The organism is Pseudomonas paralactis (assembly GCF_001439735.1).
Classification (GTDB): domain Bacteria; phylum Pseudomonadota; class Gammaproteobacteria; order Pseudomonadales; family Pseudomonadaceae; genus Aquipseudomonas; species Aquipseudomonas paralactis.
In genome coordinates, this window is the sequence record NZ_JYLN01000006.1 from 189,469 (window position 1) to 209,929 (window position 20,461).

The 20,461-nt window shown below is 61.0% G+C and carries 19 protein-coding genes; 9 read left to right on the forward strand and 10 right to left on the reverse strand.

The window, feature by feature from the left end:
• The first annotated feature begins 16 nt into the window (after positions 1 to 16).
• From mltB to TX23_RS17105, 7 genes are all read left to right on the forward strand, one after another.
• Positions 17 to 1,027 carry a lytic murein transglycosylase B gene (gene mltB / locus TX23_RS17075; RefSeq protein ID WP_057703208.1) on the forward strand — a complete coding sequence of 337 codons (1,011 nt, stop codon included), beginning with the start codon at positions 17 to 19 and terminating at the stop codon, positions 1,025 to 1,027.
• A complete protein-coding gene (locus tag TX23_RS17080) occupies positions 1,027 to 2,031 on the forward strand; it encodes a septal ring lytic transglycosylase RlpA family protein (RefSeq protein ID WP_014720084.1) in 1,005 nt (334 codons plus the stop codon). Before mltB ends, TX23_RS17080 begins: the two co-directional genes overlap by 1 nt.
• Positions 2,032 to 2,211: 180 nt before the next feature.
• Complete coding sequence (locus tag TX23_RS17085; RefSeq protein ID WP_057703209.1) at positions 2,212 to 3,369, forward strand: D-alanyl-D-alanine carboxypeptidase family protein; 1,158 nt, start codon at positions 2,212 to 2,214, stop codon at positions 3,367 to 3,369.
• Positions 3,370 to 3,454: 85 nt separating this feature from the next.
• A complete protein-coding gene (locus TX23_RS17090; RefSeq protein WP_005791752.1) occupies positions 3,455 to 3,736 on the forward strand; it encodes a DUF493 domain-containing protein in 282 nt (93 codons plus the stop codon).
• Positions 3,736 to 4,383 carry a lipoyl(octanoyl) transferase LipB gene (lipB, locus tag TX23_RS17095; RefSeq protein ID WP_057703210.1) on the forward strand — a complete coding sequence of 216 codons (648 nt, stop codon included), beginning with the start codon at positions 3,736 to 3,738 and terminating at the stop codon, positions 4,381 to 4,383. The genes TX23_RS17090 and lipB overlap by 1 nt, the downstream gene beginning before the upstream one ends.
• 25 nt (positions 4,384 to 4,408) lie before the next feature.
• Positions 4,409 to 5,410, forward strand: coding sequence for a lipoyl synthase (gene lipA / locus TX23_RS17100; RefSeq protein ID WP_161794304.1), 1,002 nt, complete (start codon positions 4,409 to 4,411; stop codon positions 5,408 to 5,410).
• Between the two features lie 149 nt (positions 5,411 to 5,559).
• Positions 5,560 to 6,480: a S66 peptidase family protein gene (locus TX23_RS17105; protein WP_057703211.1), complete on the forward strand. Its 921-nt coding sequence runs from the start codon at positions 5,560 to 5,562 to the stop codon at positions 6,478 to 6,480.
• Between the two features lie 106 nt (positions 6,481 to 6,586).
• Here TX23_RS17105 and TX23_RS17110 read toward each other — a convergent pair whose 3' ends face one another.
• From TX23_RS17110 to leuS, 5 genes are all read right to left on the reverse strand, one after another.
• On the reverse strand, positions 6,587 to 7,912 hold the full coding sequence (locus tag TX23_RS17110; protein WP_057703212.1) for a lytic murein transglycosylase: 1,326 nt from the start codon (positions 7,910 to 7,912) through the stop codon (positions 6,587 to 6,589).
• Positions 7,913 to 7,974: 62 nt separating this feature from the next.
• Positions 7,975 to 8,139: an alternative ribosome rescue factor ArfA gene (gene arfA / locus TX23_RS17115; RefSeq protein WP_003176285.1), complete on the reverse strand. Its 165-nt coding sequence runs from the start codon at positions 8,137 to 8,139 to the stop codon at positions 7,975 to 7,977.
• Between the two features lie 234 nt (positions 8,140 to 8,373).
• The gene (gene holA, locus TX23_RS17120; protein ID WP_057703213.1) at positions 8,374 to 9,411 is read right to left on the reverse strand and encodes a DNA polymerase III subunit delta; all 1,038 of its coding nucleotides are present in this window, start codon (positions 9,409 to 9,411) and stop codon (positions 8,374 to 8,376) included.
• A 39-nt stretch (positions 9,412 to 9,450) separates the two neighbouring features.
• Positions 9,451 to 10,056: an LPS-assembly lipoprotein LptE gene (locus TX23_RS17125; protein ID WP_057703214.1), complete on the reverse strand. Its 606-nt coding sequence runs from the start codon at positions 10,054 to 10,056 to the stop codon at positions 9,451 to 9,453.
• Between the two features lie 88 nt (positions 10,057 to 10,144).
• On the reverse strand, positions 10,145 to 12,751 hold the full coding sequence (gene leuS / locus TX23_RS17130; RefSeq protein ID WP_057703215.1) for a leucine--tRNA ligase: 2,607 nt from the start codon (positions 12,749 to 12,751) through the stop codon (positions 10,145 to 10,147).
• A 261-nt stretch (positions 12,752 to 13,012) separates the two neighbouring features.
• Here leuS and TX23_RS28490 point away from each other — a divergent pair, with 261 nt between their 5' ends.
• Both TX23_RS28490 and TX23_RS17140 read left to right on the forward strand, forming a co-directional pair.
• Positions 13,013 to 13,330 (forward strand): hypothetical protein, encoded by a 318-nt coding sequence (locus TX23_RS28490; RefSeq protein WP_057703216.1) that lies wholly within the window; start codon positions 13,013 to 13,015, stop codon positions 13,328 to 13,330.
• Between the two features lie 97 nt (positions 13,331 to 13,427).
• A complete protein-coding gene (locus TX23_RS17140) occupies positions 13,428 to 14,189 on the forward strand; it encodes a YdcF family protein (RefSeq protein WP_057703217.1) in 762 nt (253 codons plus the stop codon).
• A 669-nt stretch (positions 14,190 to 14,858) separates the two neighbouring features.
• Here TX23_RS17140 and lnt read toward each other — a convergent pair.
• The 5 genes from lnt to miaB form a co-directional block, all read right to left on the reverse strand.
• Entirely contained in the window at positions 14,859 to 16,382 is a 1,524-nt protein-coding gene (lnt, locus tag TX23_RS17145; protein ID WP_057703218.1) for an apolipoprotein N-acyltransferase, read from the reverse strand.
• 8 nt (positions 16,383 to 16,390) lie between these two features.
• Entirely contained in the window at positions 16,391 to 17,230 is an 840-nt protein-coding gene (locus TX23_RS17150; protein ID WP_010206772.1) for an HlyC/CorC family transporter, read from the reverse strand.
• Positions 17,231 to 17,272: 42 nt separating this feature from the next.
• The gene (gene ybeY / locus TX23_RS17155) at positions 17,273 to 17,731 is read right to left on the reverse strand and encodes an rRNA maturation RNase YbeY (RefSeq protein ID WP_057703219.1); all 459 of its coding nucleotides are present in this window, start codon (positions 17,729 to 17,731) and stop codon (positions 17,273 to 17,275) included.
• The gene (locus tag TX23_RS17160; RefSeq protein ID WP_019818064.1) at positions 17,724 to 18,728 is read right to left on the reverse strand and encodes a PhoH family protein; all 1,005 of its coding nucleotides are present in this window, start codon (positions 18,726 to 18,728) and stop codon (positions 17,724 to 17,726) included. Before TX23_RS17160 ends, ybeY begins: the two co-directional genes overlap by 8 nt.
• A 306-nt stretch (positions 18,729 to 19,034) precedes the next feature.
• The gene (gene miaB, locus TX23_RS17165; RefSeq protein WP_057703220.1) at positions 19,035 to 20,363 is read right to left on the reverse strand and encodes a tRNA (N6-isopentenyl adenosine(37)-C2)-methylthiotransferase MiaB; all 1,329 of its coding nucleotides are present in this window, start codon (positions 20,361 to 20,363) and stop codon (positions 19,035 to 19,037) included.
• Positions 20,364 to 20,461: the final 98 nt, after the last annotated feature.

Below are 20,461 nucleotides of genomic sequence, written 5' to 3' on the forward strand. Positions count from 1 at the left end.
TAAGGTGAAGATGTCAATGCAAGTAATGCGCGGCTGGGCGACTCGGCATGCGACCTGGATGGGCCTGATTGGGCTGCTGGGGGCAACGCAAGAGGTGCAGGCCGGTGACTACGATGGTTCACCCCAGGTCGCCGAATTTGTCGGTGAAATGACCCGCGACTACGGTTTTGCCGGTGAGCAACTGATGGGCGTGTTCCGCGAAGCCCAGAAAAAGCAGGCGATCCTCGACGCCATCTCCCGACCTGCCGAACGTGTGAAACAGTGGAAGGAATATCGCCCGATGTTCCTCACTGACGCACGTATTGCCCGCGGCGTGGACTTCTGGCGCCAGCATGAAGCCGTACTGGCCCGCGCCGAGCAGGAATACGGTGTGCCGGCCCAGGTCATCGTCTCGATCATCGGCATTGAAACCTTCTACGGCCGCAATACCGGCAGCTACCGGGTGATCGACGCCTTGTCGACCCTGGGCTTCGATTACCCGCCGCGTGCCGAATTCTTCCGCAAGGAACTGCGCGAGTTCCTGTTGCTGGCCCGTGAAGAACAGGTCGACCCAATGACGCTCAAGGGCTCGTACGCCGGTGCAATGGGCTTGCCGCAGTTCATGCCCAGCAGCTTTCGCGCCTATGCAGTGGACTTTGACGGCGACGGCCATATCAATATCTGGAGCAACCCCGACGATGCCATCGGCAGCGTGGCCAGCTACTTCAAGCGTCACGGCTGGGTTGGCGGCGAACCGGTGGTTATCCGCGCCGATGTCACAGGTGAGCGCGCCGATGAAGGCTTGACCCAGGGCATCGAGCCGGTCAAGACCGTCGGGGAGTTGCGAGCGCTGGGCTGGTCGAGTCAGAATGCGCCACGCGACGACATGCCGGTGACGGCATTCCGCCTGGAAGGCGCAAATGGCCCTGAATACTGGATGGGCCTGAAGAATTTCTACGCAATCACGCGTTATAACCGCAGTGTGATGTACGCCATGGCCGTGCATCAGCTGTCAGATGAGCTGGTTCAAGCACGGGGCAACAAGTAATGCGGGTATCGCCGTTCAAAAAACCGCTCAAGCTGGTGGCGTTCGCCGCGTTGTCCTTGTTGGTAGCCAGTTGCTCCACCACCCCTAACCGTGCGCCGGCCAAGAAGGCCGGCGGCGCGGTGGTGCGCGCCCAGCCGGGCCTGGACATCAACCGTGCGCACAAAGATGGCGCGCCGTGGTGGGATGTGGATGTCTCGAAAATTCCGGACGCCACGCCGACGCTGCACACCGGGCCCTACAAGGCCAACCCCTACACCGTGCTGGGCAAGAATTACTTCCCGCTGCAGGAATCCAAGACCTACGTGCAGTCTGGCACTGCGTCCTGGTACGGCACCAAGTTTCATGGTCAGAACACCGCCAACGGCGAAGTGTATGACCTGTACGGCATGAGCGCGGCGCACAAGACCCTGCCACTGCCCAGCTATGTTCGCGTCACCAACCTGGACAACAACCGCACGGTGATCCTGCGGGTCAATGACCGTGGGCCGTTCTATTCCGACCGGATCATCGACTTGTCTTACGCCGCCGCCAAGAAACTCGGGTATGCCGAAACCGGCACCGCTCGGGTGAAAGTCGAAGGCATCGACCCGGCGCAGTACTGGGCCCAGCGCGGCAAACCGGCGCCGTTGATGCTCAACGAACCGGCTACCCCGCAACCGCAAGTGACGGCCTCGACCGGCAAGATCGAGCAGTGGACGCCGCCGCCGGCGCAACATGCTCCGGATACTGTCGTCGTGCCGCACGCGGCACCGGGCGCCTCGATGGCGGGCGGGCAATACCTGCAGGTCGGCGCTTTCGCCAACCCGGATGCGGCAGAACTGTTAAGGTCCAAGCTCAGCGGTATGGTCAGCGCGCCGGTTTTCATCAGCTCCATCGTGCGTAACCAGCAAACGTTGCACCGTGTACGCATGGGCCCGATCGGCTCGCCAAGCGAAGTGGCGCAAGTGCAGAACAGCGTACGCCTGGCCAACCTGGGGCAGCCCAGCGTGGTCACCGCAGAATAAGTAATGGATTGATGGCTCAGGTGCGTCTGCGTGCTTGAGCCCAGGTTGTTGGCTCGTTGAACAATAAAAACCCAGGGGCAAGGGGTGAGCGGGCAACCGAACACGTGACAGTCTGGAAGCGGGCTGTCTGAATAGTTTTGCCCGCGAGGGCAAGTTTCCATAAGCAATTTCGAGAGACGGATGAACATCACCACCTTAGCCAAACGCACGTGCCTGCTTATCTCGCTGATCATCACCCCGGCCGCCTGGGCGGTTGAAATGGTGCCGGCCTCCCCGCAACTGGCCGCCAAGTCGTGGGTCCTCATGGACGCCGCCAGTGGCAACGTACTGGTCGAAAACGGCGGTGATGTACGCCTGCCGCCTGCCAGCCTGACCAAGCTGATGACCGCCTACATCGCGACCCTGGAAATCCGTCGCGGCCAGATCGGCGAGAACGACCCGGTCACCGTCAGTGAAAACGCCTGGCGTACCGGCGGTTCGCGGATGTTTATCAAGGTCGGCTCGCAAGTCACCGTGAGCGACCTGCTGCACGGCATCATCATCCAGTCCGGTAACGACGCCAGCGTCGCCCTGGCCGAGCACATCGCCGGCAGCGAAGACGCCTTCGCCGACATGATGAACAAAACCGCCGGTGAGCTGGGTATGACCAACAGCCACTTCATGAACCCGACCGGCCTGCCGAACCCGGAGCACTACTCGTCGGCTCATGACATGGCGATCCTGGCGCGCGCGATCATCCGCGTTGACCCGGTGCACTACGCGATCTACTCCCAGAAAGAATTCTTCTGGAACAACATCAAACAGCCTAACCGCAACCTGCTGCTGTGGCGCGACAAGACCGTTGACGGCCTGAAAACCGGCCACACCGACGAAGCCGGCTACTGCATGGTGTCGTCCGCCGTGCGTGATGGCCAGCGCCTTATCGCCGTGGTATTCGGCACCAACAGCGAACAGGCCCGTGCGGCCGAGACGCAAAAGCTGCTGACTTACGGCTTCCGCTTCTTCGAAACCCAAACCTTCTACCAGAAGGGTACCGAGCTTGCGACTGCACCGGTTTGGAAGGGCGCAACCTCGCAAGTCAAGGCCGGCCTGGCCGACGACCTGACCCTGACCATGCCTAAAGGCCAGCTGAAAAAGCTCGCTGCCAGCATGACGCTGAACCCGCAATTGGTTGCCCCAATCGCCAAGGGCGACGTGATCGGTAAAGTCGAAGTCAAGCTGGACGACAAGGTGGTGCACAGCGCCGACCTGATCGCGCTGGACGCTGTCGAGGAAGGTGGAATCTTGCGCCGCGTATGGGATAGCATCCGTCTATTCTTCTACGGCTTGTTCAACTGATTGTGTGCACCTGCAAAGCCCCGCGCTGATCCAGCGCGGGGCTTTGCCCGTCGCCACGGCTTAGCGCTTACGAGGCTGTTCTGCCATGACCGATAAAGACGTAGAAGTAAAGGCGCCAAAGATCGAATTCCCAGTGACGGATTATCCCGTCAAGGTGATCAGCGATACCGGTGTCGGCCGCAAGGACAAGATTCTCGAAATCGTGCGCAAGCACGCGACGATCAACGACAACCGCGTGGACGAGCGTCAAAGCTCCACCGGCAAGTACACCACGATTCAGTTGCACATCGTTGCGACCGATCAGGACCAGCTCTACAACATCAACAGCGAACTGCGGGCCACCGGTTTCGTGCATATGGTGCTGTGATGTCGCACGTTCTGGGCTTTCGCGAGCTCGGCCAGATGGCCTACGAGCCGGTCTGGCATGCCATGCAGCGCTTTACCAACGAGCGCGGCACCTCGGCCCCGGATGAAATCTGGCTGGTGGAACACCCGCCGGTCTTCACCCAGGGTCAGGCCGGCAAGGCCGAGCACTTGCTGCTGCCGGGTGATATTCCGGTGGTGCAGGTCGACCGAGGGGGTCAAGTGACTTACCATGGCCCAGGGCAATTGGTGGCTTACCTGCTGCTGGATGTGCGCAAGCTGGGGTTTGGCGTGCGCGAGCTGGTCAGCCGCATGGAGGCTTGCCTGATCGAGCTGTTGGCCAGTTACGGTGTGACTGCCGTGGCCAAGCCCGATGCACCCGGTGTGTATGTGGATGGCGCGAAAATCGCCTCGCTGGGGCTGCGTATTCGCCACGGTTGTTCCTTTCACGGCCTGGCCTTGAATGTGGACATGGACCTGGCGCCGTTCGGGCGGATCAACCCGTGCGGTTATGCAGGGCTGGCGATGACCCAACTGAGCGATCATGCCACACCGATTAAATTTGCCGAGGTTAGTGCCCGGCTGCGCGCGCAGCTCGTCAAACACCTCGACTATGCAGAGCAGACGACCCTGACGGGCGGAATCGATTGATATGACTACTGATGTTGTGCAAACCATGATCCCGACGCTGGACATCACTGAGCGTCCAGCCCCGGCCCCGCGTGCCAAGGTGGAAGCCGGCGTCAAGCTGCGCGGCGCCGAGAAGGTTGCACGCATCCCGGTCAAGATCATCCCGACCACCGAACTGCCGAAGAAACCCGACTGGATCCGCGTGCGCATCCCGGTTTCGCCGGAAGTCGACCGTATCAAGTCCCTGCTGCGCAAACACAAGTTGCACAGCGTATGCGAAGAAGCCTCCTGCCCGAACCTGGGCGAGTGCTTCTCCGGCGGCACCGCCACGTTCATGATCATGGGTGACATCTGCACCCGTCGCTGCCCGTTCTGCGACGTCGGCCATGGCCGTCCGAAGCCGTTGGACGTCAACGAGCCAGAAAGCCTGGCCATCGCCATCGCCGACCTGAAGCTCAAGTATGTAGTGATCACCTCGGTCGACCGCGACGACCTGCGTGACGGTGGTGCCCAGCACTTTGCCGACTGCATCCGCGAGATCCGCAAGCTGTCGCCGAACGTGATGCTCGAAACCCTGGTGCCGGACTACCGTGGCCGGATGGACGTGGCGCTGGAAATCACCGCCGCCGAGCCGCCGGACGTGTTCAACCACAACCTGGAAACCGTGCCGCGCCTGTACAAGGCCGCGCGTCCGGGTTCGGACTACCAGTGGTCGCTGACCCTGCTGCAGAAATTCAAGCAGATGATGCCGCACATTCCGACCAAGTCCGGCTTGATGCTGGGCCTGGGCGAGACTGACGAAGAAGTTATCGAAGTCATGAAGCGCATGCGCGAACACGACATCGACATGCTGACCCTGGGCCAGTACCTGCAACCGTCCCGCAGCCACTTGCCGGTGCAGCGTTTTGTGCACCCGGACACCTTCGCCTGGTTCGCCGAGGAAGGTTACAAGATGGGCTTCAAGAACGTGGCGTCGGGTCCGTTGGTGCGTTCTTCGTACCACGCCGATGAGCAGGCCAAGCTGGTCAAGGCGAGCCTGGTTTCGTAATAAGGTCTGCGCAACACCGCAGATTCAATGTGGGAGGGGGCTTGCCCCCGATTGCGGTGTATCAGTCACTCATGTATTGACTGCCACACTGCCATCGGGGGCAAGCCCCCTCCCACATTTCGTTATGCGTTATAGAGGGAGAATCGTGCATGACTGCCGCCGTACCAGCACTACGCCTTGAAGGCACCATCGGCCTGATCGCCCCCGCTGGCCCTGCCGCGCTGGAGGTTGAAAAAGCCGGGCAATGGATGCGTGCCCGCGGCTACGACCTGCGTATTTACCCCGGTGTGTACGAGCGCGACGGCTACCTCGCCGGCAGCGATGAAGTGCGCCTGCGCGACCTGCACGCCGCCTTCGCCAACCCTGATGTCGATGCCATCTTCTGTTTGCGCGGCGGCTACGGTACGCCACGCTTGCTCGACGCGCTGGACTTTGACCTGCTGCGCGCCAACCCCAAGCCATTCGTGGGTTACAGCGATATCACCGCCTTGCACCTGGCGATCAGCCGTTACGCCGGCTTTGTGACATTTCACGGGCCGATGCTCAATGCCGACCTGCTGGGCGACAAGCAACAGCCAACCGAATCCTCGCTGTTCAGCCTGCTGCGTGGCCAGCAGGGTACTGGCAGTGTGCTTGCGCACCCGGTGGCCTACCCGTTGACCACAATCGAGCCAGGCATCGCCTGCGGGCGTTTGCTGGGCGGTAACTTGTCGATGATTGCGACGGTGATGGGTACGCCGTACGAAATAGACGCCGAAGGCATCATCCTGTTTATCGAAGACGTCAACGAGCCGATTTATCGCATCGACCGTCTGCTGACGCATCTGCGCCTGGCCGGCAAGCTGGCCCAGGTCGCCGGTGTGCTGGTAGGGGACGTAGCAGGTGTGGAGAGCGGGGCGCTGGAGCGGTTGCTGAAGCAGACCTTCGAGCCACTGTGCGTTCCGGTGCTGGCGGGCTGGCGCAGTGGGCATTGCGACCCCAACCTGACGTTGCCAATGGGCGCTTTGGTGCGCCTGGATGCGGGGGAGCAGCGCGTGGTGTTGGAGCAGGATGTAGTGTTCAAGGCCTGAGATAGTTGTCGCTTATCAGGACCTTTCGGGAGCAAGCCCCCTCCCACATTTTGAAATGCATTCCAAGTGTAGGAGCTGGCTTGCCTGCGATGGCGGTTGTCGCGGTTTACTGACCCTGCAGCGATTCGAGCAACTTCACCGTCGGATACCCATCCGCCGGCCAGCCCAACGCCTGCTGCGCCGCACGAATCGCCTTGCGCGTATTGGCGCCGATAATCCCGTCCGGGTTACCGGCGTCATAGCCTTTGGCACTAAGTGCCGTTTGCAGGTCGATACGCTGGGAGCGGCTCAGCGGCAGCTCATCTTTGGGCCAACTGCCCCGAATCACACCACCGCCACCAAACCGCTCCGACAGCAAACCAACCGCCAGTGCATAAGACGACGAATTGTTGTACTTGAGGATCGCGCGGAAGTTATCCAGCACCAGGAACGCCGGGCCACGGTAGCCGGCCGGCAGCAGCAGGGCGGCGGACAACTGGTCGACATTGGCCGGCAGGCTCACGCCAGGGGGGAGTTGGATGCCCAGTTGCAGCCATTGCGCCACGGTTTTGCGCACGCCGCCATCGGCCAGGCTGTAGTCGAAGCCTGACGGCAGCGGCTGCACTTCAACGCCCCATGGCTGGCCTTTCTGCCACCCGGAGCTTTGCAGGTAATGCGCCGTGGAGGCGAGGGCGTCGGACGGGCTGTTCCAGATATCGCGGCGACCGTCACCGTCAAAGTCCACCGCATGGGTGTTGTAGGTAGTCGGGATAAATTGCGTCTGGCCCATCGCACCAGCCCAGGAACCTTTCATCTGGTCGGCCTGAATATCACCATGCTGGATGATCTGCAGCGCTGCCAGCAACTGCGCCTGGGCAAAGGCCGGGCGCCGGCCTTCATAGGCCAGGGTGGCCAGGGAGCGGATCACCGAATTATTGCCCTGGAACGCGCCGAAGTTGCTCTCCATGCCCCACACCGAGACCAGTGCCTGGCGGTCGACGCCATAGCGCTGTTCGATGCTTTGCAGAATATCGGCGTACTTGACCAGCAGCGCCTGGCCATTGCGCACGCGCACCGGCGACAGGGCGCCGTCGAGGTATTCCCATACCGGGCGGGAAAATTCCGGTTGGCTGCGGTCGGCGCGAATCACCGCCATATCAGGGGTGATGCCGGCAAATGCGTTATCGAACACGGCCGCAGTGATCCCGGCTTGCAGCGCTTGCGCACGGAAGCCAGCCTGCCATTCGGCAAAGGTCTGGGTCGGTTGGATATCAAGATTATCCACTGCCAGGGGCGCAACCACAGCGGGTGCGATAGCCGGTGCCGTCTGGAGCTTGGGCAGAGGCTGAGCGTCCGCAGCGGTAGGTTTTTCCGCGCAGGCGACGAGCAGAATGAGGCTGGAGGCAGCGATCAATTGGCGTAGGTGCCAACGACGAGAAAGACTAGAGGGCATGCACAGGTCCAGGGGGTTACAAATCAGGTACAGACCTTATCATGCCAGAGGGGCGCTTGCCTTCAGGCAGCCAGAAAGTAAGAAGCCTCCCAGCTATTAGACTGGAAGGCTTCGCGGCGGTAGCTGCCTTTGCCCTTGCCGGCGCGTTCCTGACGGCTGCGGAACAGTGGCTGGGCGATGATGGATTTGGCCTTGTTGGGGCCATGCTTGGATGGCTTTTTGCTCATGGTGGATTCTCTCGCTTGGGTGTGGAATGCAGCGGTGCAAATCATCTGCCGAAGTGGGCCCGCTGTAAAGCCCGTCGATAGGTGGGAAATGTCGCAAATAGGCAGTGGGCAGAGTCAATGTGGGAGCTGGCTTGCCTGCGATGGCGGTGGGTCTGTTGGCACAAAGGGCACTGATACACCGCCATCGCAGGCAAGCCAGCTCCCACAGGGTTTTGTGCTGTTGTACAGAGGTGGTTATTCGGCAGGCAACGCCAGGCGCTGGCCGGCCATCAACAGCGACAAACGGCTCAGGCTCATCCACGGCGAGCCGGCTGCCTGGCCCTTGATCTGCGCGTCGATGCGCTGCGCTTCCAGCAACAGTTGCGCCCAGCGTTGCGCCGAGTGCCGTTGCAGGGCTTTGCTCATCAGGGGTTTGCGCTTGTCCCACACCGGTGGCCTGGCCTGGCTGAAGCATTTGTCCAGCGGTGTGCCCTGGCTGTATTGCAGGGCAATGTTCGCCAGCACTCGCAGCTCCCGGGCCAGTGCCCAGAGAATCACCGGCGGTTCTACCCCTTCGCCACGCAAGCCTTCGAGCATACGCAGCGCGTGGGCGGGCTCACCGTTGAGGATCGCATCGACCAGGCCGAACACATCAAAGCGAGCGCTATCGGCCACTGCGCCTTGTACGGTTTCGACAGTGATTTGCCCATCCTCGGCCATCAACTTGAGCTTTTCGATCTCCTGGGCGGCGGCAAGCAGGTTGCCCTCGACCCGGGCGGCGATCAGCTCTACGGCATCTTGCGTCGCTGAAAGCCCCGACTGTGACAGGCGCTGACGAATCCACTGCGGCAACTGGCTGCTGTCCACAGGCCAGATCTGGATGAACTGGGTTTGCGCACCTTCTACCAGTGCCTTGCCCCACTTGGTTTTCTGCGCGCTGCCGTCGAGCTTGGGCAGGCTGATCAGCAGCACGGTGTCTTCGGCAGGGCGCGAGCAGTATTCCATCAACGCCGCGGCGCCTTTGTCACCCGGTTTGCCCGAGGGCAGGCGCAATTCCAGCAGGCGCTTTTCGGCGAACAGCGACATGCTTGCGCCGGCTTGCAGCAGAGTACCCCAGTCGAAACTGGCGTCAGCGCTGAACACCTGGCGTTCATCGAAGCCTTGCTGGCGCGCGGCGGTGCGGATAGCGTCGGCGGCTTCCTGGCACAGCAGCGGGTCATCACCGCTGACGATATACACAGGCGCAAGGCCACCTTGCAGGTGTTTGGCGAGTTGGGCAGGGGCAAGTTTCATAGGCGGGGCGAACGGGGCGCCAGCGGCGCCCCGTCTGGCTTACTCGACAGGGACTTCAACAGGCGATTGTTTCGGCGTGTTGTCTTCGTACTCTTGCGCGGCTTTCAGGGCATCGGCGTCAGCCTTGGCCTTGTTGTCGGCGGTTTGCTGCAGGGCGGCAAGCTTTTCCGGAGTCAGCATTTGCAGGCGAGTCATCATGCGCTGGATCAGCTCACGACGCATTTCCTTGCGCACTTGCAGGGTCTCGGAGTCCGAACCCACCAGGTTGTTACCATCGTGGCTCACGACTTTCTGCACCTGGATCTTGTCACCCATCAGCGGCAACTGATCGCGGCCCTGCACTTCGAAGTAGAGCGCAGTGTTCAACTCCACATCGGACGCACGGCCGGCACTGGCGTAGCTGATATTGCGCTGGGTTTCTCGCTCATCCGTCAGGATCAGTTTGTAGGTCGCGCCGTTGTACACGTGCACACCGCTGTTTTCCAGGGTCTGGCGCAGTTGGGTGACGGTTTCGCCGTAAGCGTTGCGGGCGCTGACGTCGAGTTCCTTGATCGACAGCTCATTGGTGCCGGTGCCGCGCAGCTGGAAGCCGCAAGCGCTCAACAGCACGGCAAGGCCCATAACCAGCAGATTGCGTTTGATCATTTTGTTGCTCCCCTTGAAACCAGGTGGGCCTTATCGGGCCCTAAAGGTTTAGTTCGGCGCGGAGCCCAAGCCCCGCGCCCGATCCGATTTAGCTGGCGACGATGTTGACCAGTTTACCGGGCACCACGATCACCTTGCGGATGGTCAGGCCTTCGGTAAAGCGCAGCACGTTCTCATTGATACGTGCAGCTGCTTCGACTTCTTCACGGCTGGCGCTGGCCGGCATGTCGATCTGGCCGCGCAGTTTACCGTTAACCTGGATGACCAGTTGCAGCGTGTCCTGAACCAGGGCGCTGTCATCCTGTACCGGCCAGGCGGCATCGATGACGGCGCCGCTGTGGCCCAGACGGTTCCACAGGTCGTGGCTGATGTGCGGCGTGATCGGTGCGAGCAACAGGGTAACTGTTTCCAGCCCTTCCTGGATCAGCGCACGGTCTTGTTCGGTCGCTTGCGAGGCTTTTTCCAGTACGTTCATCAGCGTCATCACCTGGGCGATGGCGGTGTTGAATTTGTGGTTCTGCCCGACGTCCTGGCTGGCCTGGCGGATAGCCAGGTGGATGCTGCGGCGAACGGCTTTCTGCTCGTCGTTCAACGCGCCGATATCCAGCTTGCCCGGCAAGCCCTGGCTGACATGGGCGTGGGCCAGGCGCCAGACGCGCTTGAGGAAGCGGTGCGAACCTTCAACGCCAGAGTCGGACCATTCGGCGCTCATGTCAGGCGGCGAGGCGAACATCATGAACAGGCGGCAGGTATCGGCGCCGAACTGGTCGATCATCGACTGTGGGTCGACGCCGTTGTTCTTGGACTTGGCCATCTTCTCGGTGCCGCCGATTTCCACCGGCAGGCCGTCGGCTTTCAACTTGGCGCTGATGACTTTGGCCTTGCTGTCACGCTCAAGCTCGACATCCGCCGGGTTGAACCAGGTGTAGGCGCCATTGGCTTCGCGACGATAGTAAGTGTCGGCGATCACCATGCCCTGGGTCAGCAGGTTCTTGAACGGCTCATCGGAGCTCACCAGGCCTTCGTCACGCATCAGCTTGTGGAAGAAGCGCGCATACAGCAGGTGGAGAATGGCGTGTTCGATACCGCCGATGTACTGATCCACCGGCAACCAATGGTCGGCTGCGGATTTCTCCACCAGGCCACCTTCATAGTGCGGCGAGGCATAGCGGGCGTAGTACCACGAGGACTCCACGAAGGTGTCCATGGTGTCGGTTTCACGCTTGGCCGGCGCGCCGCATTTAGGGCAGCTGCACTCATAGAACTCAGGCATGCGTGCCAATGGCGAGCCAGCGCCGTCCGGCACTACATCTTCAGGCAGTACAACAGGCAGTTGATCTTCCGGTACCGGTACATCACCGCAGGTTTGACAGTGGATGATCGGGATCGGGCAGCCCCAGTAGCGCTGGCGGCTGATGCCCCAGTCGCGCAGGCGGAACTGGGTGCGCGAGGCGCCGAGGTTCTTCTTGATCAGCGCGACTTCCATGGCGTCGAATGCGCCCTGGAAGTCCAGGCCGTCAAACTCGCCGGAGTTGATCAAGGTGCCGTGCTCGCCGTAGGCGTCTTGCCACGGGGCCGGGTTGGTGTCGCCCGAGCTGGTACGCACCACCGACTTGATCGGCAGGCTGTATTTGGTAGCGAATTCGAAGTCGCGCTCGTCGTGGGCCGGTACGGCCATGACGGCGCCGTCGCCGTAGTGCATCAATACGTAGTTGGCGACCCATACCGGCAGCTTTTCGCCAGTCAACGGGTGCTCGACGAACAGGCCGGTCGGCAGGCCTTTTTTCTCCTGGGTGGCGACGTCGGCTTCGGCCACGCTGCCACCTTTGCATTCAGCGATGAACGCCTGCAGCTCAGGGTTGTTCTGTGCGGCCTGGGTGGCCAGCGGGTGTTCGGCGGCCACGGCGACATAGGTCGCGCCCATCAGGGTGTCGGGGCGGGTGGTGAACACCTTGAGTGCGCCCGCTTCGCCGATGGAGTCGACGTTGTACGGGAACTGCACTTCCATGCCCTTGGATTTGCCGATCCAGTTGCGCTGCATGGTCTTGACCTGTTCAGGCCAGCCCGGCAAGTCGTCGAGGCTCGACAACAGCTCATCCGCGTAGGCGGTGATCTTGAAGTAGTACATCGGGATTTCGCGCTTTTCGATCAGCGCGCCGGAACGCCAGCCGCGACCGTCAATCACCTGTTCGTTGGCCAGGACGGTCTGGTCGATCGGGTCCCAGTTCACGGTGCCGCTTTTTTTGTAGATCACACCTTTTTCGAACAGGCGCGTGAACAGCCATTGTTCCCAACGGTAGTAATCGGGCTTGCAGGTGGTGACCTCGCGGGACCAGTCCACCGCCAGGCCCAGGCTGCGCAGCTGGGTCTTCATGTAGGCGATGTTTTCGTAGGTCCACTTGGCGGGCGCCACGTTGTTTTTCATCGCGGCGTTTTCCGCCGGCATACCAAAGGCGTCCCAACCCATAGGTTGCAGGACGTTTTTGCCGAGCATGCGCTGGTAACGGGAAATCACGTCGCCGATGGTGTAGTTACGCACGTGCCCCATGTGTAGCTTGCCGCTGGGGTAAGGGAACATCGATAGGCAGTAGTAAGTCTCCTTGCCTGGCTGTTCGCTGACTTCAAAGGACTTTTGCTCGTCCCAGAAGGTTTGTGCGGCATTTTCTATTTCACGGGGCTGATATTGTTCGTGCATGGCTACTTTTGAACTGAATAGGGGTGGCCTAATCCTCTTCGGTGCATAGTCCGGGTTGTTCGACACCAGAAAGTGGCGCGTCCGTGCCCAAACCCTGCGGGAAGTGGAGTTACAGGAAGCGCCGTAGCATACATGACCCCACTCTATCGAGGGAAACCCTGATTGCGCGGCAAGGGCCGTCTGTCGCGGCACCGGGCAGGCGCAGCCACGGGGGCTACGCTGTTTATTGGGGAGCAAGTATTTCTTCAATGAGGTGAGGGGATGGTTGAATCGCAGCGAACTTTAACGAAACCGCAATTGTATGAAGGACTGATCGACCGTTTGGGTCGGGCATTGGATGCTGCAAGAACCGCAGGCCGATTGCGTGATGAGCGGCCTCTGGAGCTGGAGTTGCGAGGCTTGAGCCAGGCAGAGCTTGAATTGATCAGGACTTACCTGGAGTTGAATCAACACCGCGCCTCTCATGGGCAGGCCTCCCCGCCAGCCCAGGAGCCTCCTCGTTCAGCCAAGGTCATTTGGCTCAAAGACCTGGCGGCCGGTCGCGACCCGGAGAACTCCCGGTCCGTACGGTGCAAGTGACGCACAGGGCTATTCATTAACGTTGTTAAAACAGGCTGGTAAAGATTGTCGCTTAACCCCGTTGCATTTAGGCTTCGGGCATCCTTGGAGATGCCCGATGCCTTTTCGTTATTTCATTAAACAATTGCTGTTGCCGCCCGGTATTTTTTTGCTGTTGTTGGCGTGTGCCTGGTGGTTTCGCCGCAGCCGTCCGCGCCTGGCGGGCTTGTGCTTTGCCCTCGGTCTAGGCGGGATGTGGTTGATCAGCCTGCCAGTGATGGTGCAATGGGGTGCCCGTGCGCTTGAGACAACACCGCCACTGGCTCGCGAAGACTGGGCCACGCTGGCTCAGCGCGCCGATGCGATTGTGGTGCTGGGCTCGGGGCGCGAGCGTGGGGACATCGCCTGGGGCAGCGACCAGCCCACCGGCGTTGGCCTGGAGCGTGAGCGTTATGCGGCGCGGCTGGCCAAGGCATCCGGTTTGCCAGTGCTGACCAGCGGCGGCTTGCACTACGGCACGCCGCCCAGTGAGGCCGAACTGATGGCCGTGTCGATGCAGGATGACTTCGGTGTGACCGTGCGCTGGAAAGAAGAGCGCAGCCGCACCACCTGGGAAAACGCCCAGATGAGCGCCGAGATTTTGTTGCCGCAAGGCATCAAGCGTGTAGTGGTAGTGACCCAGGCCTGGCACATGCCGCGTTCGGTGTGGAGTTTTGAAAAGGCAGGTTTTACCGTGGTGCCAGGGCCGGTGGGCTTTCTGGGTGTGGACCATGGCCGACCGCTGGGTGGCTGGATGCCGGAGGTCAAGGCGGTGTGGCAAAGCGGGCAGTTGATCAATGAAGCGGTGGGGCAGGTGGGGTATCGGTTGTTCTACCGGTAGGTGCAACACAGGAGATCAATTGTGGGGTGGCGTGCCTGCGAAGGCGGTGGGTCAGTGAGCACTCAGGGCACTGATACACCGCCATCGCAGCATAGGTATCTACACAACTTCGGCGCGACGCTGGACCTGTGGCGAGGGAGCTTGCTCCCGTGATGGACTGACAGCCGACGCTGCTCTAGCTGACGCACCGCGATCCAAATGTGGGAGCTGGCTTGCCTGCGAAGACGGCCTGAAAGCCGACCAGGATCTTGGATCAGACCGCGTACATATCCGTTCCTGCGGTAATGGCTGCTATTGGTTCCGCTTTTACAGCGGGTCACTTTTGAAAAGCCCAAAAGTAACCAAAAGGCTCTTGCCCCACCACTCGGCACCTCGCTTGGGCTCGGTGTGCCCGTAATCCGCCAGTGATTTGGGGGGCCGCCGCCACGCGCCATCCATGGCGCGGGGCGGCTAAACCGGCATCCCTGCCGGTTTACCCCCCAAATCCCTGTTGAATTCCGGCCAGCGTGGTTTGACGGGGCGCCTAAGATCAAGATCAAAAGCAGAGCAACAGCAGAACAAGAGCAAGATCAAGAGCGGCTCGCTTCGCATCGTGGTTACCGTCGGCGGCTACAGCCTAAAAGTTGTGTAGATACCTATGGCCATCGCAGGCAAGCCAGTTCCCTCAGGTCAGACTGTTTTGGACATCCTGCCAGCTAGCAATGCCCAGCCAAAGAGCAGCACGCACACAATGATCAACGGCCACGAACGCCATTGCAGGTACGGCGTGAGGTTGTGCATCGGCACCACTTCGCCGTAAAGAATGCCGCGTTCAAACTGCGGGATCTGTGCGGTGATCTGCCCAAACGGGTTGATCAGCCCGGTCACGCCATTGTTCGTGGCGCGGATCATCCATCGCCCGGCTTCCAGTGCACGCATCTGCGCCATTTGCAGGTGCTGCAACGGGCCGATGGAGCGGCCGAACCAGGTGTCGTTGCTGATGGTCAGCAGCAGGTCGCTCTGGGCCGACAGGCCGGCAGCGAATTCCGGGTAGACCACTTCATAGCAAATGAACGGCGCAATCTGATAGCCCTTGGCCTGCAGCATGGGCTGGTCTGAAGGGCCGCGGGCAAAGTCCGACATCGGCAGGTCAAAGAACGCAATCAGCCCGCGCAGCATGTCCTGCAATGGCACGTATTCACCAAACGGCACCAGCTTTTGCTTGAGGTAGGTGCCGTCACCCTCGCCGACGACGGTAATGCCATTGAAGTAGCGCTTTTCATGGTGCACTTCCTGGCGAATGGGTACGCCGGTAATCAGCGCGGTGTTCCGGTCGGCGGCAAACTTGCCCATCATGCCCAGGTAGCCTTCGACTGACTCCTTGAGCACCGGTACTGCGGTTTCCGGCCAAACCAGCAGGTCGACACGCTTGGAGCTCAGGCTCATGTCGCGGTACAGCGCCAACTGCGCATTGAGCTGCTCGGGGTCCCACTTCATGCTTTGCTCGACGTTGCCCTGGATGGCGGCGACGCTCAGCGGTTCGCCGGAGGGCGAGGTCCAGGCGTGGTGCTTGAGCGCCAGGCCGATGGCCCAGGGGGCGACCAGCAGCACCAGGCCCGCACCGATGAAGGCATTGCGCTTGCTCGCCAGCAGGCGCGGCAGGTTGCACAAAAGGGCCGCCGTAAGTGCCAGCGCGAAGGAAATCAGCCACATCCCGCCCAACGGCGCGAGGCCGGTCAGCGGGCCGTCGAGTTGGCTGTAACCGGAGTACAACCAGGGGAAACCGGTGAGGAACCAACCCCGAAAGGCTTCCTGGCCGACCCACAACGCGGCAAAGGTCAGGGCATCTGCCAACGGCGCTTCATTGCGGCGCAGCCAGCGCGCCCATAGCCAGGCGGGCAGGGCAAAGAACCAGGCGATGGCGGCGGTGAACAGCAGCATCAAAAACCCCGCCAGCAACACCGAAGCGCCGCCGAAGTGGTGGATGCTGTAGTAGATCCAACTGGTGCCGGCGCCAAACAGGCCAAAACCGAAACACCAGCCACGGCCAAGGGCCTGGCGGGGTGTCAGCTCCCGCAGGCCGATATAGAACAGGCCGACCGCTACCAGCGCCAACGGCCAGATATCGAACGGCGCCAGCGCCAGGGTAGTGATGGCGCCGGCCACCACGGCCAGCAGGTTACCGGGCCAGCCGGGTGCGGTGAGACGGCGCATGTCAGTCCTTAGCGGGCAATAGGTGTCAAACGGATCAGATGGATACGACGGCTATCGGCATTCAAAATGCGGAAGCGATAGGCGCCGATCTCGGTGGTTTCGTTACGCTTGGGCAGGTGCCCGAACGCACTCATCACCAGGCCGCCGACCGTGTCGAACTCATCGTCCGAGAACTCGCTGTCGAAGAACTCGTTGAAGTTCTCGATGGGCGTCAGCGCCTTGATCAGGAAGTCACCGCTGGGCAGCGGCTTGATGTAGCTGTCTTCTTCGACGTCGTGCTCGTCTTCGATGTCGCCGACGATCTGCTCCAGCACGTCCTCGATGGTCACCAGGCCGGCCACGCCGCCGTATTCGTCAATCACAATAGCCATGTGATTGTGGTTGGCGCGGAACTCGCGCAGCAGCACATTCAGGCGCTTGGATTCAGGGACGAAGGTGGCCGGGCGCAGCAGGTCCTTGATGTTGAAGCTGTCGCCATTCTCCTTGAGGATCAGCGGCAACAGGTCCTTGGCCAGCAAAACACCCATGACGTCGTCATGGCTTTCACCGATCACCGGGTAGCGCGAGTGCGCCGAGTCGATTACGGCCGGGAGGAATTCCCGTGGGGTCTGGGTCGCCTTGATGCTGATCATCTGCGAGCGCGGGACCATGATGTCACGTACTTGCAGGTCAGCCACCTGGATGGCGCCTTCGACGATGGCCAGCGCTTCGCTGTCCAGCAACTTGTTTTGGTGGGCCTCGCGCAGCAGCTCCAAGAGCTCCTGGCGGTTTTTCGGCTCGTGGGCAAAAGCCTGGGTCAGTTTACCCAGCCATGACTTCTGCCCGTTGCTCGATCGGTCTTCGCTCATAGCGATTACTCTAAATCCTTTGATATGACAGTTGAGTGTTGATCAGCTTTCGTCGTCTGCATACGGGTCGCGGTGACCCAGTTCTGCAAGCAACGTTCGTTCCAGTGCTTCCATTTCCTCGGCTTCGTCATCGTCTATATGGTCGTAACCCAAGAGATGCAAGCAGCCGTGGATGACTAGATGGGCCCAATGGGCCTCAAGTTCCTTGCCTTGTTCCGCCGCTTCGCGTTCGACCACCGCGACGCAGATCACCAGATCGCCCAGCAGCGGGATATCCAGCAATTCGTCGGGCACGTCGGCGGGGAAGGACAGCACGTTGGTCGCGTAGTCTTTCTGGCGCCAGGTGTGGTTCAGCTCACGGCCTTCGGCCTCGTCCACCAGACGAATGGTCAGCTCCGAGTCGGCGGTGCGCTGGCGCAAAGCCAGTTCACACCATTGGCGGAACTGGGCTTCGCTGGGGGCGGATGCGTCAGTGGCCAGTTGCAGGTCTAGCTCAAGCATCGTGGCGAGCGTCCTTGGCGGGCGCGTCGTCGCGGTGTTCGAAACGCTCATAGGCTTCGACAATGCGCTGCACCAGCGGGTGGCGTACCACGTCCTTGGGCATGAAATGCGTGAAGCTGATACCCGGCACGTCCTTGAGCACCTCGATCACCTGGCCCAGTCCCGACTTGGTGCCCTTGGGCAGGTCGACCTGGGTGATGTCGCCCGTGATCACGGCAGTGGAGCCGAAACCGATACGGGTGAGGAACATCTTCATCTGCTCAACGGTGGTGTTCTGGCTTTCGTCGAGGATGATGAAGCTGTTGTTCAAGGTGCGGCCACGCATGTAGGCCAGCGGGGCGATTTCGATCACCTGGCGCTCGATCAGCTTGGCCACGTACTCAAAGCCGAGCATCTCGTACAGCGCGTCGTAGAGCGGGCGCAGGTACGGGTCGATCTTCTGGGCCAGGTCGCCGGGCAGGAAGCCGAGCTTTTCGCCCGCTTCAACCGCCGGGCGCACCAGCAGGATGCGCCGCACTTGCTCGCGCTCCAGGGCGTCGACGGCGCAGGCCACCGCCAGGTAGGTCTTGCCGGTACCGGCCGGGCCGATGCCGAAGTTGATGTCGTTGCCGAGGATTTCCTTGACGTACTTCTGCTGATTCAAGCCACGTGGGCGAATCATGCCTTTTTTGGTACGCAGGGCCACGCTGGCTTCGGCCACCGGGTTGTTGGCCAGGTCCTCCACGGCAGATTCCTGCAGGTACAGGTGTACCGTCTCCGGCGACAGCTCACTACCCTTGGTCTCGCGGTAGAGGCGACGCAGCAGGTTTTCTGCAGACGTGGTGTGTTGGGGTTCACCAATGAGCTCGAACTGATTGCCGCGGTTGCGGATCTCGATGCTCAGGCGTTGTTCGATCAGGCGCAGGTGCTCGTCGAACTGTCCGCACAGGTTGGCGAAACGGCGAGCCTCAAACGGCTCGAGGATAAAACGATGGGGTTCTGCTATGGGTGCGTTCAAGGTTGCTTTTAGCCGCCCTTTGGCTGATGAGGTGAGAGAGAGAATAACGCCAGGCGCCGGTGTGCGAAAGCACTTAAATAGCCTGGCCCCACTCTCGATAACCATGAAGAACTCCTGTGGGAGCTGGCTTGCCTGCTGTAGGAGCGAGCTTGCTCGCGAAAAACGTCAACGATAATGCGTGTTTGCTGAATGAGCGCGGCGCCGGTGAGTTTTTCGCGAGCAAGCTCGCTCCTACAAAAAAGCCTTAACTGACTGGCATTGAGGCAAGCCAGCTCCCACATTTTGATCTTCATCCGGTCCGCGAGATCAGGTGATCAACGAGCCACGCAACGAGTGTGGCTGCGCCGCATCGATGTGCACATCGGCAAACTGGCCGATCAGCGTAGGATTATCGCAGCGGAAGTTCACGATGCGGTTGTTCTCGGTGCGCCCCTGCAATTCGCCCGGGTCTTTCTTCGAGTAATCGGTCACCAGGATGCGCTGGATCGAGCCGACCATTTGTCGGCTGATTTCGAAGCCCTGTTGATTCAGACGATGTTGCAGCACGTTCAGCCGCTCCTTTTTCAACGCCTCCGGGGTTTCGTCCAGCAGGTCGGCCGCCGGTGTGCCCGGGCGTTGGCTATAGACGAACGAGTAGGAGAAGTCGAAGCCGACGTCTTCAATCAGCTTCATGGTCTGCTGGAAATCTTTCTCGGTTTCGCCCGGGAAGCCGACGATAAAGTCTGAACTGATGCAGATGCCCGGTACCGCAGCGCGCAGTTTGCGCAGCTTGGATTTGTATTCCAGCGCGGTGTGGTTGCGCTTCATCGCTGACAGAATGCGGTCCGAGCCCGATTGCACCGGCAAGTGCAGATGTTTGACCAGCTCCGGCACCTCTGCGTGGGCCTGGATCAGGCTGTCGGAGAACTCCAGCGGATGCGAAGTGGTGTAGCGGATGCGCTCGATGCCATCGACAGCGGCGACCACCCGGATCAACTCCGCCAGGTCGGCCAGGCGCCCGTCGTGGGTCAGGCCGCGGTAGCCGTTGACGTTCTGGCCCAGCAGGGTCACTTCGCGCACGCCGTTTTCAGCCAGGTGGATGATTTCTGCCAGCACATCGTCAAATGGCCGGCTGACTTCTTCACCGCGGGTGTAGGGCACTACACAGAAAGTGCAGTACTTGCTGCAACCTTCCATCACCGACACGTAGGCGCTCGGGCCGTCGATACGCGGCTCGGGCAAATGGTCGAATTTCTCGATTTCGGGGAACGATACGTCCACCTGCGGCAGCTTGGTGACGCGTGCGGCGTCGATCATTTCCGGCAGGCGGTGCAAGGTCTGCGGGCCGAATACCACGTCGACATACGGCGCGCGGTCGCGGATCGCGGCGCCTTCCTGGCTGGCCACGCAACCGCCGACGGCGATCACCATGTCCGGGTTGGCCAGTTTCAATTCACGCCAGCGGCCCAGCTGTGAGTACACGCGGTCCTGGGCCCGTTCGCGGATCGAACAGGTATTGAGCAGGATCACGTCGGCATCTTCGGCGCGGGCGGTGACTTCCAGGGCCTGGTGTTCGCCCAGCAGGTCGACCATGCGCGAGCTGTCGTACTCGTTCATCTGGCAACCGTGGGTTTCGATATAAAGCTTCTTGGCCATGGGAATCGTCAACTGGTGGTAAAGAACCGCGCATTATAGGGGTCATGCCCATCGGTTCCTAGCGCTGTGCATCGGGTGCCATGCTATAGTTCGCGCCC

Coding starts and splice junctions, on each gene's coding strand:
- TX23_RS17110 (WP_057703212.1), bottom strand. CDS start 7,912: ATGCCCTCTAGTCTTTCTCGTCGTTGGCACCTACGCCAATTGATCGCT.
- TX23_RS17085 (WP_057703209.1), top strand. CDS start 2,212: ATGAACATCACCACCTTAGCCAAACGCACGTGCCTGCTTATCTCGCTG.
- TX23_RS17090 (WP_005791752.1), top strand. CDS start 3,455: ATGACCGATAAAGACGTAGAAGTAAAGGCGCCAAAGATCGAATTCCCA.
- TX23_RS28490 (WP_057703216.1), top strand. CDS start 13,013: ATGGTTGAATCGCAGCGAACTTTAACGAAACCGCAATTGTATGAAGGA.
- TX23_RS17140 (WP_057703217.1), top strand. CDS start 13,428: ATGCCTTTTCGTTATTTCATTAAACAATTGCTGTTGCCGCCCGGTATT.
- ybeY (WP_057703219.1), bottom strand. CDS start 17,731: ATGCTTGAGCTAGACCTGCAACTGGCCACTGACGCATCCGCCCCCAGC.
- TX23_RS17150 (WP_010206772.1), bottom strand. CDS start 17,230: ATGAGCGAAGACCGATCGAGCAACGGGCAGAAGTCATGGCTGGGTAAA.
- holA (WP_057703213.1), bottom strand. CDS start 9,411: ATGAAACTTGCCCCTGCCCAACTCGCCAAACACCTGCAAGGTGGCCTT.
- TX23_RS17105 (WP_057703211.1), top strand. CDS start 5,560: ATGACTGCCGCCGTACCAGCACTACGCCTTGAAGGCACCATCGGCCTG.
- miaB (WP_057703220.1), bottom strand. CDS start 20,363: ATGGCCAAGAAGCTTTATATCGAAACCCACGGTTGCCAGATGAACGAG.
- leuS (WP_057703215.1), bottom strand. CDS start 12,751: ATGCACGAACAATATCAGCCCCGTGAAATAGAAAATGCCGCACAAACC.
- mltB (WP_057703208.1), top strand. CDS start 17: ATGCAAGTAATGCGCGGCTGGGCGACTCGGCATGCGACCTGGATGGGC.
- arfA (WP_003176285.1), bottom strand. CDS start 8,139: ATGAGCAAAAAGCCATCCAAGCATGGCCCCAACAAGGCCAAATCCATC.
- TX23_RS17125 (WP_057703214.1), bottom strand. CDS start 10,056: ATGATCAAACGCAATCTGCTGGTTATGGGCCTTGCCGTGCTGTTGAGC.
- lipA (WP_161794304.1), top strand. CDS start 4,409: ATGATCCCGACGCTGGACATCACTGAGCGTCCAGCCCCGGCCCCGCGT.
- lnt (WP_057703218.1), bottom strand. CDS start 16,382: ATGCGCCGTCTCACCGCACCCGGCTGGCCCGGTAACCTGCTGGCCGTG.
- lipB (WP_057703210.1), top strand. CDS start 3,736: ATGTCGCACGTTCTGGGCTTTCGCGAGCTCGGCCAGATGGCCTACGAG.
- TX23_RS17080 (WP_014720084.1), top strand. CDS start 1,027: ATGCGGGTATCGCCGTTCAAAAAACCGCTCAAGCTGGTGGCGTTCGCC.